Origin of the sequence: Hwanghaeella sp. (assembly GCF_965227365.1) — a bacterium.
In the GTDB taxonomy this organism is placed as follows: Bacteria; Pseudomonadota; Alphaproteobacteria; order UBA8366; family Aestuariispiraceae; genus Hwanghaeella.
In genome coordinates this window covers 2,255,976-2,272,993 of sequence record NZ_OZ245754.1, presented here as the reverse complement: position 1 = coordinate 2,272,993, position 17,018 = coordinate 2,255,976, and the positions used below count along the sequence as shown (strand labels likewise).

Sequence of the window (17,018 nt, the reverse complement as noted above, 5' to 3'; positions counted from 1 at the left end):
AACGGTTTCATATGACGGAGTCATGACATTCAAATGAAACTGTTGTGGCTCGCCCCCGGATAGAAGCGAAAAGCTTGGAAATTACACGCGGAAACGATCCACGGCGTCGGGATCGAACGTGAAACCGTGCCCGGGCCTGTCGGGAATTTCTATTTCGCCGTCCTTGACCTGAATGCTTTCCCGATAGATCGGCGCAAACCAGGGCATATGCTCGACGATGAAACAGTTCGGCAGGCTGCCGGCGAGGCAAAGCGAGTATTCGGTGAAGAGATGCGGCGTCACCGGGATGTCGAAGGCCGCGGCCAGGGCGGCGGAACGCCGAAACTCCGTGAAGCCCCCGATCCTTTCGAGATCCGGCATCAGGATATCGCAGGCCTTCGTTTCGATCATCTGCCGCATGCCGTAGCGGGTGTATTCCGTCTCGCCCGATGCCAAGGGTGTATCCAGCGCCGCGCGAATTTCCGCATGGCCCTCGAAATCCCAGCAAGGAACCGGTTCCTCGAACCAGGTGAGGTCGAACCGTTCCAATTCCCGGCCGAGGCGGATCGCCTCCTTCGCGGTAAGGCTTTGGTTGGCGTCCGCCATCAGACGAATGTCGTAACCGATCACGTCGCGGACGGCCTCGACCCGCTCTACCTGGGCGGCGACCGGACCCTTGCCGACACGGACTTTCATTGCCGTGTGGCCCTGGGAAAGGAAGTCGCGCGCTTCCTGCTGCAACTCGTCGAGGGAGAGGGACATCCACAACCCGCCGCTGGCATAGGCCGGAACCTTGTCGCGAGCCGCACCGAACAGTTTGTGGAGAGGCTTTCCGGCGGCCTTGCCGACAATATCCCACAGCGCCGTGTCGATTGCCGACATGGCGATGATCGGTACGCCTTTCTGGCCGACGAAATTCAACGCGTCCCACATTTGTTGCCAAAGACCGGCCGTGTCATGCGGATCGCGGCCAAGGATCATCGGCTCAAGATCCTGGATCATGGCATCGATCGACTTGATCCGGGCGCCGTTGATGGTGAAGGCGAGTCCCTCGCCGGAAACGCCTTCATCGGTTTCGACCGTGACCAGGACGCAGGTTGCGGATTTTATGACGTGAATTGCGGATCGGATCGGCTTTGGCAAAGGCACGTCTACGATTGCTGTGGAAAGGCCTGATACACGCATGATATTCCCCCTACGTCGCGTTTATGTTTGAAGACAGAATTCAGGCGGCAGGACGCTTTGACCAGCGCCAATCTTGCAAAACACATTTTTCCGCGCAGGGAAGCAGAAAATGTGAGGAGGATGCTCCGATCCTGTTAGGATTCGATGCCCGACTTTGATGATGAATGACGGGACCACAGCTGCCGCCGTCGTATTTGCCGGGATGGGGGCGGGGCGGTTGGAAGGCGGCATTGACTGGATCAATTCTCAGTCAGTGGTTGCGGGCATCGCCAAATTTCCGTCAAGCGAAGGCGGATCATTCAATAATGGAATCTGGTAATCTGTCTTCCCTTATAGAATGTATTTTTGTACCCACGTTGACCTTTTGGGCACGCGGTTCACAGATACCGCATATCCAACATCACGAATGCCTTTTATTCTCTGCTTACATGAACAGGTCAGACCGAAGGAATCTGGACGATGCGTTTAGCTTTAATTTCCGGGGCGATTGCCGTTGGCGTAATGTGTTCGAGCATGATGGCATCCGCCGCAGTCATCCAGCCGGATAGCGTCATCAATGTCTCCTCGGAGTTCAATGCGTCATTTGCCGCGGAAAACACCATCAACGGATCCGGCCTGACATCCAATCCGCGCGATCCGTCCGAGGCTCACGCCAACTATGCAGGCGGGAACCACTGGACAACGGCGGCCGGTACTAATCCCTTGGACGCTTTCATCACTTGGGGTTTCGACAGCCCAACCGACCTATTCGGCATGTATGTCTGGAACCACCGGTCCAACATCATTTCCGCCAACACAGGCTATGAACCGACCTTGTTCACCCTCGAACTGTTTGATGGCAGTAACAATAGCCTGCTGACATTGACGAATGTCAGCTTGTTGCCGGATGTCGCAACAGGGCAAACCATCGATTTCGGCGGCCTTGTCGCGGGCGTTTCGTCCATCCGGTTTGATGTCGACGCGGTCCAGAGCTCTCCCGACTTTACCGGGCTTGCCGAGGTGGCGTTCGAAACATCGCCCATAACAGCAGTACCGGTTCCGGCTGCCTTGCCGCTTCTGTTGACCGGATTGGTGGGCTTGAGCTTCTTACGCCGCCGTGGTGCGCGGATCGGATAACCTCTTTGCCGTTCCGGGCTTGAATGCTTTGCGCATCAGACCGGTCGTTGTTTCGAGTAGTCCGAAGGCGACCCCCATCCCAACTGTGCAGAGCACAAGCCCCAGAACAGCCAGCGACGACGGCATTTCTTTTAGGATCGGCATCGCCAGAAGGACGGTGAAGACCGGCCCCAGTATGGCGAACAGGGCGCCGCGCGCCGCGCCGAAGACGGATATCGCCTTGGTGTAGAGTACAAGGGCGCCGATGGCGACCAGCACCCCCTGGAACCCGGCCTGCCAGGCGAGGGCGGCGAGCGGCGCTTGCCAGACAGCGTCGTCGGCGGTCATGAGCCAGACCGGGACGACGATCAGCATAGACAGGACGGAGACCGCGGCGGTTGCCTGCAGCGGAGCGGCCCCCCAGGCGCGCGAGGCGATGGTATAGAGCGCCCACAGCATGCCGCCCATTATGAACAATCCGTCGCCGATCAGTGAGGGAAGGGACCAGATGGCCGATCGGAGGTCCAGGCCGGACCAAGCGGTCACGCCAATACCCGCGAAGATCAGGACAAGGCCGGCCAATCGTGTCACCGTGGGAGCGTCCTTCAAGACGACCCATGCGCCGAGTGTGGACGCGGATAGCATGGCGCAGGGAATAATGACGCCGCCATGTCCGGCCGGTGCCATGGAAAGACCGGTCAACGTGACGAGCACATATGGCGCGCCCGCGCCCAAGGCCAGGACCGAGGCCTTGAGGATGCCCAATCCACCGAACCCGTTCCTGAGAACGATAGGCGCAAGTATGAGGCCCGCGACGGCGAAGCGCATCACGGCTATATCGACGGCCGTGAAACCGGTCAGGACCGCCTCGCGGGAGAGAACAGGCCACGCGCCCCAGATCAAAGCGGCGCCGAGACCGGCAAGAATCCCGAATGCCGTGGATGTAGAAGCGGGCATGACATCAATCCTTTCGTCTTGTTGAACGAGGGACAGGACTACACTGCTTGCCGGGGGTCTTTTCTGCATAATCGGCTGACTTCGTGCGGAAAATATGCGTTGATGAATAATATCTGCAGAAAAGAGGCAAGTATGTCCGAATTGGATGACTTTGACGTCAAGCTCCTGAACCTTGTTCAGGAAGACAGTCGCCGGACGTCGGAGGCGTTGGCGGGTGAAGTCGGTTTGTCCGCCACGGCCTGTCAGCGCCGTTTGAAACGTCTGCGGGAAGACGGCGTGATCCAGCGCGAGGTGGCCGTGGTCGATCCAGAAAAGGTCGGCCGAAAACTGACCGTCATTGTCGAAGTGATCCTTCAGCATGGCCGGCCTGACATTGTCGATGAATTCAAACGACGCATGCGGGCTTTGCCCGAAGTACAGCACTGCTACTACGTGACCGGCGCGAGTGATTTCGTACTGATTGTCGTGACGGAAGACATAAAGGCCTATGAAGGGTTCATCCATCGTGTCCTTTACGCGTCGAAGTCGATTCAGCGCTTTGAGACGACTGTCGTGATGGATACGGTGAAAGCCGGTTTGTCGGTCCCCCTTTAGCGGCGCGGAGTCGGGGGCATGTGCCTCAAAATGGATGATCTTTGATACGTAGGAAAAAGCGTGGCAATCCAAGACGCCCAAACGTTTGCGGAAGATTGTGGCGCTGGATTGGCCTGTCGCCCAAGACTACTGTGGCCCGCCGTACGATTTGCATTTGCGCGGTTATGGATGATGTGGAGATACCAGGGCACGTGCGGTCTTGCTGCGTTGTGCCCCGAGATAGGAAATAAGGTGCGGCGCGGCGATTGAAAGTCGGGACAGATACAGAACGGGAAAGCAGACTTTTTATGGATAGGTCGAACACTTTCACTTTCCTCGACAGAGACAAAGTAACCATGATCGAAGGGCTGATGATTGTATTCAGCTTGTCTCTGATCGCGGTTGCCGTTGGAATGGCAATAGCCAACATTTTGTTCGGAATGGTCTATGATACGGACCATTTCGGGGACACCGTCTTTCTGCTCGGTGCCGGTTGGCGGGCGCTGAACGGTCTGACGCCGGTTGTTGATTTCGGCCATTTCTATGGCGGGGTCATGGCGGAAGGGATCGGTTTGACAATGCGTCTTTTCGGGCCCGATGTCTTCGCCTTCGAACGCTTTACGCTGCTAACTTATTTGGTATTCATCCCGGCTACGGTCATTATCCTAGCCGGACGAATGTCTGCAGGGGGCATTGCCGCAGTCTGCCTGACCCTAGCTGTACTACTTCTTACGCGATACCCTCTTGAACTGAACGACCCCATTATCCGCATCGTTTCTACCCATTCCTTTCTGTACAACCGGGTCGGTCTGGGGCTTGTCCTTGTCGTTGGCCTGTTTGCCATTCTGCAGTCTCCGGAACCGAAGAAGGACGTGGTGCCGGGACTCTTGGCGGGGGTGGGCCTCGGTATACTTGCGCTGATCAAGCCGACATTCGCCATCTTTGTCCCATGTGCCGTGTTGGCATTGGTGTTACAGTTGCGCTGGCATGCAATCGGTGCGGTTACGGTTGGACTGGTGGCGTTCCTGGCCGTCTATGACCCGGTCCTGCAGAAATGGTCCGGGGCGCTTTCCTACATCCAGGCGCAGGTCGGAGCTTCGAACAACGCCACCTTGGAAGCGCTGTTGCGGAAGTCGGTGCAGGTGCCGCTCTATCAACCTGTTGCAACGGCGATCACGGTCGTAGCCATGATCATGATTGTCAGGGAACGCAGGTTCCTTATGCCCTTGCTTTCCTTGCTGATCATTGCTGGCGGTGGTGTCGTGATGGCGACCACGATGGGCGGAAACGGGTCCATTGGCCAGCTCGGAATTCCTTTAGCGATCTTGATCACATCGGCTTTCATGGAGCTTCGAATCGCGGACACAAACCGAACGCTATTTCTCCGGGCCGCGACGTTCGCGCTCGTTGCCGCATTCGCATTGCCGCATACGCTTAATCTGGTTGGTGCGACGATCGAGGGCATGAATAATAGTGGCGCCGCATTGATCGAACAGGGACCTTATACCCGGTATCTCAGCATTCCAGAATCTCCGACGCGGGACGGAGTGCCATCCCAGTACGAAATGATGGCTGATGGCATAACGGCGTTGCACGCGCTTGGCGACCCGTCGAAATGGGGAATAATAGCCGATCAAAACATAACGTTCGAACATGCTGTGCTTGGTCGGCCGGTTCCGGATTATCCGCTTTGGCAACGGATAACCGCGCCTGAACTCTCTTCTGACAAATCTATTCCCGACGACGCCGACATCGTCATGATTGGCCGGTCGGGAGATATGGGGGAGGTAGGGAAACACCTTCAGGGGCGCCTGCTGCCCGATTTCATGCGTTGCGCAAGATCGGCCCATTGGTACATTTTCGCTAGGCTAACAAGTGATGTTGATTGTCAAATCGATTGAGGCGTCAGCCATTTGTGAAAGGTATAGAAGCTTCGGTAGTGATTGAAACCAAGCAGGGCCCACACTTTTTGAACTGCATAATTGTTGATCTGCGTGGATACGATCATCCTGGCACCACCCTTCGATCGGGCGAATCTCAGCGCCTCTAAAACAAGTACTGTATAATAACCCTTGCCTTGGCTGTCGGGATGAACGGCGTTCAGGACGATCTCGAACTCCGCATCGTCGTTGCGGCGCATGGTTAGAAAGCCGGCAAGCCCCTTGTCGTCCTCGACCACGAAAACAGGCGTGTCCACTGTGGTATGAGAAGTCGAGGTCTCGGCCCATTCCACATAAGCTGCATCCGCAGCTGTGCTATCGAGCCTTGGGTCGGCATGATAGTGGCCCATGTAATTCCGGAACGCAGCATGGGCGAGGGCGGCGACGGATGAACTGTCCTCCGGGGATGCTATGCGCAGGGAAACCTTCGTTCGATCTTTTGCATTTTCCGGAAATCCGTTCAGGGAACGCCCATAATATACGAGGGTGTCCATCAGGCGATAACCGGACCCTTCGAGTGCGTGAACGCGTTCAAGGTTCGCAACGTCCACACGTGTGGATATCATGTCGACCCGGTACCGCGATGCTTCCGCATCGACCGCACCAAGCGGCGCAAGAGGATCGGTCACTCGCGCGGCAACGATACCGAAGCGCTTGCATTCCAATTCGTTTATCTCAATTGGCATGGTCTTTCTCGATGCCGAAGCTCACAAGCCGCAACATTCCGTATATGACGCAGGCAGTAATGCCGACATTCAGGATTTGTGCCACTTGCGGAGGCAGCCAGATGAGCAAAACAGAAATCGTCGCCAAGGTACTCACCAGCCCCACACCATAAGCAAGAATGAATCTGGGGAAATCGTGGCTGTGACTGTTGCTGCTCCCGAACGCCCAGCGGCGATTGAGCAGATAGCTGATGATGACACCCAGGACATAGCACGTCCCCGCGGCCGCCACAGGCGAAATGCCGAGATAAACAACGACGACAAACAGGGCATAGAGGGCCGCATTATTGATTAGGCCGATGATCCCGTATTTAGAAAAGCGTTGTGCTTCTACCAACAAATTCGTCATGAGCGTAGGGCCAATTCTTGTTCCCGCTCTTCTTGAACAAGGCGTGCTTCCATTGTCGTTGTTTCAATAATTATTCGCGGTCGGTGCTTCACCTCCCCGAATATCCGTCCTAGGTAAAACCCATGAATTCCGAGCGTGGCCATGATCAAGCCCGACAGGAACCAGACGGACAGGATGGTGCTTGTCCAGCCCGGGACGGTGAAAGCGCCGAACAGCCAGGCCATGATCAGGAAGAGCGAAATCGCCGCTGAAAACAAACTGAAGGTCATTCCGATCAGGACGCTCAATTGCAGCGGCCGGTCTGAAAACCGGATGACGATCGCGATCGCGAGGCGGACCAGACGCAGGAAACTGTACGAGCTTTCACCGGCGGACCGGTCGGATCGATCCAATCGATGGGATGTATTCTTTAGCCCAGTCAGGGCTACCATCATCGGAAGAAAGACTTCCTGTTCCCGAAACATGACAAGCGTATCGACCATCTGTCTGCTGTAGAGTCCGAAATTTCCGGAATTCTTCAATCTGATTCCCCCAAGCAGATCGACCACACGATAAAAGGTGTTTGAAGCAAACCGCCGGAGCCAGGAATCCGACCATGTTCCGCGATCCACGATCACCGCATCGACCTTTTCCGCCACTGCCTTCTCGTAGAGGGTCGGTATGACGGTCGGGTCGTCCTGCAAATCGCAATCGATGACTGACACCCAATCACCGCGCGCCGCTTCGAGACCGGCCCAGATCGCCAAGTGTTGGCCGTGGTTGCGCGCCAGACGCAAGCCGCGGATTCGGGGATTTTGCTCAGCCAGCGCGCAGATCAAGTCCCAGGGTTCATCCGGCCCGCGATCGTCGACGAACAGGAGTTCCCAATCCAGAGACGTAATCTCGAATGTAGCGGTCACACGTTCCGCCAACTTTTCAAGACAATCGCGGCAACCGTAGACCGGCGAGAGGACAGTGATCTTCGGCGCGTTCACAGTTCCTTTCGTCATCAGTTCGCTCCCAGTATGTCCAGTGTCGTGCTGATCACGGTTTCCGTATCGGATCCAAGATCGAAATACATCGGCAGCCGAACCAGTGTCTTGGATATCCGGTCGGTCACAGACATCTTACCGGGCGTACGGCCGTAGCGTTGCCCCGCCGGCGCGCTGTGCAGCGGGACATAATGGAAGGGCGTGATGATACCGCGGCTCTTCATGTCCTGAATGAAATCGGTGCGGACCTTCACATCCTTCATCAATAAATAGAACATGTGGCCATTGCCGGTGCAGTAGGGCGGAACCTGCGGGAGCGTCACCTGTCCGCTTTTCGCGCAAGGTTCGAAGGCTTCCATGTAGGCATCGAAGACGGAAATTCGGCGAGTCCGTATCGCGGTTTCCATCTCAAGCTGCGCGTAAAGATAGGCGGCGATTAGTTCCCCGGGCAGATATGACGATCCGATATCCACCCAGGTATATTTGTCGACCTGCCCGCGAAAGAACTTGGAACGGTTGGTGCCTTTTTCACGGATGATTTCCGCACGCTCGAAAAGGTCCTCCCGATTGATGGTCAAGGCGCCGCCTTCGCCGCTGATGATGTTTTTCGTTTCGTGAAAACTGAAGGCCGCCATGTCTCCCAGGCTGCCCGCCGGCCGGCCCTTGTAGGTCGATCCGAGGGCCTGTGCGGCATCTTCCACAAGCAACAAATCATGCTCAGTCGCAATTTCCCGAAGCCTATCCATGTCCGCTGGAAACCCGGCATAGTGAACTGCGAAAATGGCTTTTGTCCGCGGCGTCACGCATTTTCGAACTTCATCGGGATCGATGTTCAATGTCTTACAATCGATGTCTGCGAATACAGGAGTCGCCCCGCGCAGGACCACGGCATTGGCGGTCGATACGAAGGTAAACGACGGCATTATGACTTCGTCGCCGGGCCCCAGGTCGCACAGAATCGCGGCCATTTCCAAAGCTGCCGTGCATGAATGGGTGATCAGGGATTTATGCGATCCCGCCAGGCGGTTGATCGTTTCCTGGCACTTTTTCGTATAGCCGCCGTCACCCGCCAATTGGCCGAGACGCACCGCATCGCGGATATATTTTATCTCATTGCCGATGAGGCTCGGTTTGTTGAAGGGAATATACGTCTGCATATCGTCCTCTGATCTGAAAAGCGCGCGCACTGAGCCAGTGATTCTGGATGCACCAAAAGAAGTGTCCCTCTACCACATTACGCTGGCGGGCAAGACAATGAAATGCAGTAGGCCCGCTTGTTATCGCGTTGTCAGGCGAACCAAATCCCAACTCATTTAAGTAAAAGGAGTCTGGAAGAATTCGAAACATCAACCAGATAGTGCGTTGCAGGCTGTCTGGTGGCTCACAAGATGCCCAGTCGCATATGATCATGAACCTGTCGCGGATTGTCGCAGATTTATCTGAGGCCGGCAGAACTATCGCTCTCTCGATTTTCACTGAGAGGGAGCGATGCAATGGCGAACGGGGCTGGGACCGCGGAGGGCATGGCGCGGACGATGGCTTGGCACAATGGCGATAAGGAATGGTCGCCGTTCTCAGATGCCGAAATGCAAGGCCGGCAGGACCGGTTGCGCGCCGTAATGGCGGCCGATGAAATCGACGCCTGCCTTTTCACGTCCTACCACAACATCGCCTATTATTCCGGATGGCTTTACTGTCAATTCGGTCGGAAATACGGCTTCGTTGTGACGCCGGAAAAGGCGACATCCATCTCCCCCGGGATCGACGGCGGCCAGCCCTGGCGTCGAACCTTCGGCGACAACATCACCTATACGGATTGGCGTAAGGACAATTACTTCGAGGCCGTGCGGCAATTGACGCCCCGGGTCAAACGATTGGGCATCGAGTTCGACCATGTGACCCTCGACCTCAAGCGCCAACTGGGCGATGCGTTGCCTGACGTTGAACTGGTCGATGTCGGACAGAAGACGATGTGGCTGCGGAGCATCAAATCGGAGGAGGAACAGAAACTGATCCGCGAGGGGGCGCGGATCTGTGATGTCGGTGGAGCGGCGTGTGCGGATGCGGTTGCGGCCGGCGTGCCGGAGCATGAAGTCGCCATCGCGTCGACGAATGCCATGATCCGGGAGATCGCCGGCGCTTTTCCTTTCGTCGAACTGATGGATACCTGGACCTGGTTTCAATCCGGCATCAACACGGATGGGGCCCACAACCCGGTCACGAACAAGAAGATCGAGAGCGGAGACATTCTGAGCCTCAATTGCTTTCCGATGATCTTCGGATACTACACCGCGCTGGAACGCACGTTGTTCTGCGATTATGCCAGCGACGCGCATCTGGACCTTTGGGAAAAGAACTGTGCTGTGCATCGGCGGGGACTGGACCTGATCCGACCCGGTGTCAGGTGCATGGATATCGCCGCCGAGTTGAACGAGATGTATCGGGAATGGGATCTGCTCCCGTACCGATCCTTCGGATATGGCCATTCATTTGGCGTGCTGTCACATTATTACGGGCGGGAAGCGGGCGTCGAATTGCGTGAGGATATCGACACTGAGCTGAAGCCCGGCATGGTCGTCTCCATGGAACCGATGATCATGTTGCCGGAAGGACGGCCGGGGGGCGGTGGCTATCGTGAACATGACATTCTGATCGTCACCGAGGATGGGGCCGAAAACATCACCGGTTTTCCTTTCGGCCCGGAAAGCAACATTGTCGGTGGCAACAGTTGAACTAAGACAATCAAGGTCGTAGGAAGTGGCCGTCGATGCACGTTCGGAAAACGATGCGGAAAAACCCATCGTGGTATGGTTCTTTGTCCACGATTTCCCTATTTCTATCCCATGAATGCGATCCTGACCCGTCAAACGCGCCGCCGCGCTATGAAACCGGCTTCTCTGAATGAGTTCCTAAGATATTGGGATTCAATCAGACATGGAAAATCCATGCCTGGCCGGCAAGATATTGATCCGGGTGACATCCCCGCGATGCTGCCGTTCGTCTTTCTTGTCGACGTTGTGGATGAAGGAAAGGATTTCCGTTATCGGCTGGTTGGGACCGATATCGTCCGAAACACGAAAATGGACTTTACCAACTGCCTGCTTTCAGAGATCCGCGATATCGGCAGTCAACAGAACCTGATCGAATTGTATCAACGGGTGGTTTCCTCAAAGGCGACGATCCGTGAGCGGTTCCCCTTCGAAACCCGTGGCGGCGTCAAGAAATACTACGATGTCGCCGTGGCACCGCTTGCGCGGAACGGTCGGGATATTGACATGCTTTTCGGCTATGCATTGCATGGCGAGGATGCCACCGAGTAAGTGCGCGGGAACCAGGGCACACGACCGGCATCACGCAACCGGGGGGCACGAACTGCTCAATGCGCCGGCGTCGTATCCAGCGATGTGATGAAGCGGCCGAACGCCTCATACAACTGACGCCCCGAAAACGACATGTTCAGGTCGTTTTCGATTATGCCGTGGCGCCGGACGAACTGTCCGAACTGCCAATCGGCGCCTTCGATCGCTTTGTGGAAGTTTTCGACGTAACGCTGTCTGATCGCCGCGATGGCCGGGGTTTCCGATGTCCCGGTGTAAGTGACGCCATGCAGTAGGAACTCTGAATTCGGTGCGGCCTTTCGTTGCCCGCCGGCGGCAAAGATCACGACGCAGGCGGAGTTGCAGCGCGCGCCCTCCGGCACCTCCATCTGGATGTTTCGACCGGATTTTTGCGCTGTGGCGATGATCTCTGCCATGAAAAAAGCCGTTTCGATGTCTCCCCCATCGGAGTTCAGTTCAACTCTCAATGGTTTCCCGGTATCGGCGCTGTGTCTGATTGCCGTTCCGAAAGCCGTGAGAAACGGGTGAAGGTCCGGTGCCAGGATATCCCCTCGTATTTTCAACCGTCCATCATGGGTTTCGATACCGGCCTGCGCATCGGTCAGCGTGAAGGGGGACAGAATAAGGGCGGCACCGACAAGAATCAGAGTCTTGAGAATGGGATGAGGCGTTTTTGGATTGTGGCGTGCACGCTTACGCCAACCGATGTTCCGGTCAGGCATTATGAAGGAAGGAAATTTTGGCATCGACATTCTCCTGAAGGCGCACATTGTGCGCTTGTTCATGAAAATGTCAAATACGTTACAGTGTCAGGAAAATGTCATATTTGGGCACATTCTTTCCTTAACAATGCTGTCCAGAAAATTTGTTTTTATAATTCATACACTGTTAAGTACTAATCACGTATAAACTGTTCATTCGTCAGAAGGCGGGACAGGTGTAGAATGAATCGCAACACGATACTTGCACTCGGGTTGCTATTCTTTTCGATCGCGATTCCTTTGGGGCTTGTTTATTTGGTGTCGCCTCGGAGCGGTGGGGGAGAGTTGCAGGTGAGCGGAGCCGCAGAACGCGGCCAAAAACAGGTGTGGCTGTCCACGCCGGCCTTCACGTTGAAGGGCAGCAACGGGGAAAAAATGACCCTGGTCGCGGCTCTCAAGATGAACAATTCAGAAGATGCAGTCCGGGTGTGCAAATACATGCCGCTGGTGCGTGACCGCATCAATGTGATGGCGTCGCAGATCGAAACGAAAAACCAGGACAAGGAACTGATCGAGTCCTTTGAACGAAGACGCCTGCGAAAGGCGTTGTTCGACGTGCTCCGACCGACGGGGCCGGCCGTGGTCAAATTCATCGACGCCAAGACGCCACCGTCCCAGGTTTTGAACGATGCCCCGTCCGTGATTTGTGATGGGCGCCGTCTGGATCCGACGCGCAGTCCCCTGTTCAACGGCAGTTGATCCGCCGAACCGCGCCCGTCTCAGCGGGCCAGGTTCAATATTTCCAGAACGTCTCCTGGTCCCTTGATCGGCCGTGGATTCCGCGGCACCCAGGGGGTCGACATTGCCTGTTCCGCGATTCGCGCGAAGTCGTCATCGGATGTGATGCCGATCTCGGACAAGCGGCGCGGTTGGCCGAGCCCGCCGATGAAATCCCCCAGCGCCTCGGCGGCGTCGGTCCCGGGCCGGCCCAATGCGGCAGCGACCTGTTCTTGCTTCTCCGCATTGGCCGGTTTGTTCCAGGCCATTGCCGCCGGCAGCATGACGCAGGACGTATGTCCGTGCGGCACGTTGAATGCCGCGCCAAGGACATAGCCGATGCCGTGGCTCGCCCCCATCGGTACGCCGCTGGATAAAGGCCCCATCGAAAGCCAAGTCCCCAACTGGCATTCAAGACGGGCATCCAAGTCGGAGGGATCCGCATGGACCCGCGGCAGCCCCTTAGCAAGAAGCGCCAGTGCTTTCAGGGCCTGAGCGTCCCCATAAGGGTTGGCCTCGTTGGAACAGATGCCTTCGACACAATGGTCGACAGCCCGAATTCCGGTCGATGTCCAGAGCCAAGCCGGCGTATGGATCGTGACGGCGGGGTCCAGGATCACCGTACGGGGAATGATGTCGGGATGGCGGATGATTTCCTTCGCCGTTGTCGCTTCATTCGTGACGCCTGCAATCGCACTGAATTCGCCGCCGGACAAAGTGGTCGGTATCGATACCTGTCGCAGGTTTGGCGGTTGGATGCGCTCCGGATCCCGTAACAGATCCATAGCTTCCGGTGTTTCCAAACCGTTGGCCAGACAAAGCTGAACGGCCTTGGCACCGTCCGTGATTGATCCGCCGCCCAGCGTGACGATCAGATCCGCTTGGGCTGCACGCGCTTGCGCTGTCGCCTTGATGACGGCCGTGCGTGGGGTATGCGGGGGCATTTCGGCGAATGTCCCGATACAGCGAGAGCCGAGAGCATCCTTTATCCGACGAACTTCGTCGGTTTCCCGCGCCAACGTGCCGCTGGCCATGATGAGGACCCGTCGGGCGTCGTAACGCTCGACGCTATCGGCAACGGCCGTCGCGGCCGGTTTGCCGTAAATGATCTCTTCCTGTTCGGTGAATACGATATGGCCCGGTGAAATCATGATCCCCTCAACAAGGCATTTCGATTTTTGCGGATCATGCGGGAGGGGCGCGCGCAGGGGAAGGGAAAGGGGCGCTCTGTTCAACTGGACGGGATTTCGTCTTCGGTCGGGTTACTTGCCGCCGATCTTTGACCGGTTCTTCTCGTACTCTTCCATGTAGAATTCGATCGCTCTTTCAAGACCGATCCGGACAAGGCCTTCGACATTGCCGTTCTTGTCTTCCGCGATGATTCGGTCGGGTTTCCGGCTGAACCCGTGATCGCCTACGCCGAGGCGGACCCGGCTGCCGTTCGAGGTGAAGAAGACCGCGCGTGCCTCAAACTGCCAGCCGTCGCTTTCACGCCGGGGGCCCTTGCACTGAAACTTGATCTGCGGATCGCGGTCGGCGTTTCGGTCGGCTTCGAAATCGGTCGTAATAATGGAAATGATGCCCTCGTCGGAAAAGTCTTTGGAAGCTTTCTCCAACAGCGGAAGGATCCCGTCCAGCAGCGGTTTTGCCGCCAGGCTCGCATAGTGCTCGCGTTCAGCCCGGGCCTTCTTCGGAACCGGCTCGAGCTCACCTTTACGCTCTTCCATGGCCGCCTTTGCGTCCGCCGCCATTTTGCGAAAGTCAAACCCCGACATTCCCGTTTCTCCGTTCCCCCAAAGAAGACCGCCTTTCGGATAGGAGGCCTCCCTATCTATCCTTCAATTGGGGATAAAGGGCAAACTAATCGGATACCATATCAGCGATGATGCGTCGGATTATCCGATGCGCCGGTTTCGGCGCCGATCGAGATAATTCCTTGGCGGAAAAGAAGAATTTTAGGCGCTGGGCTCTTTCGGAAGCGGGAGAGATGGTGAGCCCTGTAGGATTCGAACCTACGGCCTACTGATTAAAAGTCAGTTGCTCTACCAGCTGAGCTAAGGGCTCTCCGTGTCGCGCCGGGGAGGCGCTGCTTCCGAAGCGGGCGGAACATAGTCGGGCGAAGGGGCGGGGTCAACGCCGTGGCCGGCGTTTTTTGCAAAAGCTTCGGATCGCCGCGGTCAGTGCAGCGGAATGATGTCGTCGCTATTGATATCAAGCCGGTCTATCAGGACCTGAACGAGCGGCGCCAGCACATCGTACGGATCGCCGGTTCGGGTATTCGTCTCCACGTATCCCTGCCAAATCACCTTGTCGGCCAAATGCAAAGCCGCATTCATGCGGAAGCCGCGTAGATTGACCTCACCGGTCGTACCCTTGCCCTGGAACAGGGAACTTCCGCCGCCGGACGACCACAATTTGAGCTGAAAATCGAGATTGCCTTCCGCGTCGCCTTCGAGTTTTCCAATCGTGGTGTCGCGTTGATCCACGCTTCCCATCACCTCTCCGTCGAAAACGAGGGAATAGATCTGCGCGGAAGCTTCTCCGGTTGGTGCGCGGCCGATCTGCTCAATCGACACCCGGAATTCTTTGGCCAGCCGGTTGTTCAGATCCGACTTCCGGGATGGCTGCGCCCAGATGACCGCGTCATCCGGCAGTTGCGTCGCCACACGGGTAACGATTCGCGCGACCTCCTTGTTGCCGGCCGCGATTGCCGCGGATGCCGAGGCCGTTGAGAGGAAGAGCGAGAGAACAGCGATGAAACGGAAAAAACGCATGAAATCAATCGCCACGGAACTCTTCCACCATCTCCTGCAGACGCATCACGTCATGCAGGTGCAACTGGCTGCCTTCGCGGGTGACCAAGCCCTTTTTCGACAAATCGCTGAGCACGCGGGCAACCGTTTCCCGCGTGGTGCTGACCCGGCTGGCGATGTCGCCATGGATCGGCACCGGTTTGATGACGGCGGCATTGTCGCCGCGCTCCCCTTCATGGGCGAGACGCAGCAATTCGGCGTAGACACGGTTGTTCGCGCCCAAGGTGCTGAGGTCCATGATTCGGTCGGTCGAGGCGCGAATGACCTGTGCCAGGCGCTGCATCAAACGCATCGCCACATCCGGGTTCTCGGCCAGAATCTCTTCGAACTTGTTTCGGGTGAGGGTGGCTACTTCGGTCATCGTCAGCGCGACCACATTGGCGGAGCGGCGTTCCCCATCCAAAGCGGCCAGTTCACCGAAAATGCTGCCGGAACGGATATCCTCGAAGGCGACCTCGCGGCCCGAAAGCGAATAATTCACCACGCGAACATTGCCGGAGACGATGAAGTACACGTCTTTCGACTCGTCCTCCCGGTCGATGATTTGTTCGTCTTTCGAAAAGGTATGCCAGCGGCAGCGGGACTCGATATCCTGCATTCGCGCAGGTTCAAGTCCGGCAAACAACTTGATGCCGCTCAGCGTACGGATCTCGCCCGTCGCGCCCACCGATAATCTCCCATCCTGACCAATGCGGGTAACTTAGACCAGCTTGTCCGGCTTGGCGATAGAATAGACTACCGCACTTTCGAATAGAAATTATTGTGCAAAGCAGCAATTCGACCAATATAAGGGACAGACTGCCGTTCAGCCCCGAAAGGGGGCGGGCGAAAAGTCTTGTGTCCACTGCTGTGCCGCCCGTACCGGAGATGCTTTCTTGCTAGCCAAACTGCGCGCCTATTTTTTTGCGGGACTGCTGGTCCTCGCGCCTATTTTCATTACCGCGACGGTTGCCTGGTGGCTGATTGAATTCGTCGACAGCCAAATCGTTCCGCTGATCCCCACGAAGTACAATCCCGACACCTATATGAAGGATGTGCTGGGTGTGGAGATCGGAATTCCCGGCTTGGGAATCCTGATCCTGGTCGTCTTCATCACGTTGGTGGGCGCGTTCACCGCGGGCATGGTGGGCCGTTGGGTCATCCGACTTTGGGAATATCTGCTGAACCGCATGCCGGTCGTGCGAACGCTCTACAACGGCAGCAAACAGATTATAGAAACGGTTCTGAAATCTCAGAGCGACGCGTTTCGGCAAGCCGTTCTGGTCGAATATCCCCGCCGCGGCATTTGGGCGATCGCCTTCCTGACCGCGGCAACCGACGGCGAGGTCGCGGACCTTCTGGAGGGCGATCACATCAATGTCTTTCTGCCGACGACGCCGAACCCGACGTCGGGTTTTCTGCTTTTCGTGCCGCGGCGCGACGTGATCGTTCTGAACATGCCGGTCGAGGATGCGGTTAAAATGGTAATCTCGGCGGGGATCGTCACGCCGCCCTACAAACCGTCCGGCAAAGAGCAGATTGCCACCTTGACCAAGGAACAGTTCGAGGAACTGGCAAAACAGCAGGAAATCTCTCCGCCGCCGACCGATTCGGATAAGGGCAAAAAGGGATAAGG

18 protein-coding genes and 1 tRNA gene are annotated in these 17,018 nt (G+C 56.8%); 7 read left to right on the top strand and 12 right to left on the bottom strand.

Annotated elements, in window-relative coordinates:
- Positions 1 to 81: 81 nt before the first annotated feature.
- Positions 82 to 1,164: a mandelate racemase/muconate lactonizing enzyme family protein gene (locus tag ACQK2G_RS10325; protein WP_425404945.1), complete on the bottom strand. Its 1,083-nt coding sequence runs from the start codon at positions 1,162 to 1,164 to the stop codon at positions 82 to 84.
- Between the two features lie 459 nt (positions 1,165 to 1,623).
- Between ACQK2G_RS10325 and ACQK2G_RS10320 the strand changes: the two genes are divergently transcribed.
- Positions 1,624 to 2,280, top strand: a complete 657-nt coding sequence (locus ACQK2G_RS10320) for a PEP-CTERM sorting domain-containing protein (RefSeq protein WP_425404944.1) — start codon at positions 1,624 to 1,626, stop codon at positions 2,278 to 2,280.
- Here ACQK2G_RS10320 and ACQK2G_RS10315 read toward each other — a convergent pair.
- The gene (locus ACQK2G_RS10315; protein ID WP_425404943.1) at positions 2,251 to 3,216 is read right to left on the bottom strand and encodes a DMT family transporter; all 966 of its coding nucleotides are present in this window, start codon (positions 3,214 to 3,216) and stop codon (positions 2,251 to 2,253) included. The two genes, ACQK2G_RS10320 and ACQK2G_RS10315, sit on opposite strands and share 30 nt — an antisense overlap.
- Positions 3,217 to 3,348: 132 nt before the next feature.
- Between ACQK2G_RS10315 and ACQK2G_RS10310 the strand changes: the two genes are divergently transcribed.
- The gene (locus ACQK2G_RS10310) at positions 3,349 to 3,810 is read left to right on the top strand and encodes an Lrp/AsnC family transcriptional regulator (protein ID WP_425404942.1); all 462 of its coding nucleotides are present in this window, start codon (positions 3,349 to 3,351) and stop codon (positions 3,808 to 3,810) included.
- 335 nt (positions 3,811 to 4,145) lie between these two features.
- On the top strand, positions 4,146 to 5,690 hold the full coding sequence (locus ACQK2G_RS10305) for a hypothetical protein (protein ID WP_425404941.1): 1,545 nt from the start codon (positions 4,146 to 4,148) through the stop codon (positions 5,688 to 5,690).
- On the opposite strand, the gene ACQK2G_RS10300 is transcribed toward ACQK2G_RS10305, so the two are convergent.
- Genes ACQK2G_RS10300 through rffA form a run of 4 tightly spaced genes read right to left on the bottom strand, consistent with a single transcriptional unit; the run spans position 5,678 to position 8,931 of the window.
- Positions 5,678 to 6,415 carry an N-acetyltransferase family protein gene (locus ACQK2G_RS10300; protein ID WP_425404940.1) on the bottom strand — a complete coding sequence of 246 codons (738 nt, stop codon included), beginning with the start codon at positions 6,413 to 6,415 and terminating at the stop codon, positions 5,678 to 5,680. The genes ACQK2G_RS10305 and ACQK2G_RS10300 overlap by 13 nt on opposite strands.
- Positions 6,405 to 6,803 carry a GtrA family protein gene (locus ACQK2G_RS10295; RefSeq protein WP_425404939.1) on the bottom strand — a complete coding sequence of 133 codons (399 nt, stop codon included), beginning with the start codon at positions 6,801 to 6,803 and terminating at the stop codon, positions 6,405 to 6,407. Before ACQK2G_RS10295 ends, ACQK2G_RS10300 begins: the two co-directional genes overlap by 11 nt.
- Complete coding sequence (locus tag ACQK2G_RS10290) at positions 6,800 to 7,792, bottom strand: glycosyltransferase family 2 protein (protein WP_425404938.1); 993 nt, start codon at positions 7,790 to 7,792, stop codon at positions 6,800 to 6,802. Before ACQK2G_RS10290 ends, ACQK2G_RS10295 begins: the two co-directional genes overlap by 4 nt.
- Complete coding sequence (gene rffA / locus ACQK2G_RS10285; RefSeq protein ID WP_425404937.1) at positions 7,792 to 8,931, bottom strand: dTDP-4-amino-4,6-dideoxygalactose transaminase; 1,140 nt, start codon at positions 8,929 to 8,931, stop codon at positions 7,792 to 7,794. Before rffA ends, ACQK2G_RS10290 begins: the two co-directional genes overlap by 1 nt.
- Before the next feature lie 336 nt (positions 8,932 to 9,267).
- Between rffA and ACQK2G_RS10280 the strand changes: the two genes are divergently transcribed.
- Both ACQK2G_RS10280 and ACQK2G_RS10275 read left to right on the top strand, forming a co-directional pair.
- Entirely contained in the window at positions 9,268 to 10,506 is a 1,239-nt protein-coding gene (locus ACQK2G_RS10280; RefSeq protein ID WP_425404936.1) for a M24 family metallopeptidase, read from the top strand.
- Between the two features lie 75 nt (positions 10,507 to 10,581).
- Positions 10,582 to 11,094 (top strand): PAS domain-containing protein, encoded by a 513-nt coding sequence (locus ACQK2G_RS10275; RefSeq protein ID WP_425404935.1) that lies wholly within the window; start codon positions 10,582 to 10,584, stop codon positions 11,092 to 11,094.
- A gap of 56 nt (positions 11,095 to 11,150) precedes the next feature.
- Here ACQK2G_RS10275 and ACQK2G_RS10270 read toward each other — a convergent pair whose 3' ends face one another.
- Positions 11,151 to 11,858 (bottom strand): hypothetical protein, encoded by a 708-nt coding sequence (locus ACQK2G_RS10270; protein WP_425404934.1) that lies wholly within the window; start codon positions 11,856 to 11,858, stop codon positions 11,151 to 11,153.
- Between the two features lie 198 nt (positions 11,859 to 12,056).
- Here ACQK2G_RS10270 and ACQK2G_RS10265 point away from each other — a divergent pair, with 198 nt between their 5' ends.
- Positions 12,057 to 12,572, top strand: coding sequence for a hypothetical protein (locus tag ACQK2G_RS10265; RefSeq protein ID WP_425404933.1), 516 nt, complete (start codon positions 12,057 to 12,059; stop codon positions 12,570 to 12,572).
- Between the two features lie 20 nt (positions 12,573 to 12,592).
- Here the strand turns inward: ACQK2G_RS10265 and ACQK2G_RS10260 are convergent, their stop codons facing one another.
- The 5 genes from ACQK2G_RS10260 to ACQK2G_RS10240 form a co-directional block, all read right to left on the bottom strand.
- Positions 12,593 to 13,741 (bottom strand): iron-containing alcohol dehydrogenase, encoded by a 1,149-nt coding sequence (locus tag ACQK2G_RS10260; protein ID WP_425404932.1) that lies wholly within the window; start codon positions 13,739 to 13,741, stop codon positions 12,593 to 12,595.
- A 111-nt stretch (positions 13,742 to 13,852) separates the two neighbouring features.
- The gene (locus ACQK2G_RS10255; protein WP_425404931.1) at positions 13,853 to 14,365 is read right to left on the bottom strand and encodes a hypothetical protein; all 513 of its coding nucleotides are present in this window, start codon (positions 14,363 to 14,365) and stop codon (positions 13,853 to 13,855) included.
- Positions 14,366 to 14,578: 213 nt separating this feature from the next.
- Positions 14,579 to 14,654, bottom strand: a tRNA-Lys gene (locus tag ACQK2G_RS10250).
- Positions 14,655 to 14,767: 113 nt separating this feature from the next.
- Positions 14,768 to 15,379, bottom strand: coding sequence for a hypothetical protein (locus ACQK2G_RS10245; RefSeq protein ID WP_425404930.1), 612 nt, complete (start codon positions 15,377 to 15,379; stop codon positions 14,768 to 14,770).
- Positions 15,369 to 16,070 carry a Crp/Fnr family transcriptional regulator gene (locus ACQK2G_RS10240; protein ID WP_425404929.1) on the bottom strand — a complete coding sequence of 234 codons (702 nt, stop codon included), beginning with the start codon at positions 16,068 to 16,070 and terminating at the stop codon, positions 15,369 to 15,371. Before ACQK2G_RS10240 ends, ACQK2G_RS10245 begins: the two co-directional genes overlap by 11 nt.
- 208 nt (positions 16,071 to 16,278) lie before the next feature.
- Here ACQK2G_RS10240 and ACQK2G_RS10235 point away from each other — a divergent pair, with 208 nt between their 5' ends.
- Entirely contained in the window at positions 16,279 to 17,016 is a 738-nt protein-coding gene (locus ACQK2G_RS10235; RefSeq protein ID WP_425404928.1) for a DUF502 domain-containing protein, read from the top strand.
- The last annotated feature ends 2 nt before the right edge of the window (positions 17,017 to 17,018 follow it).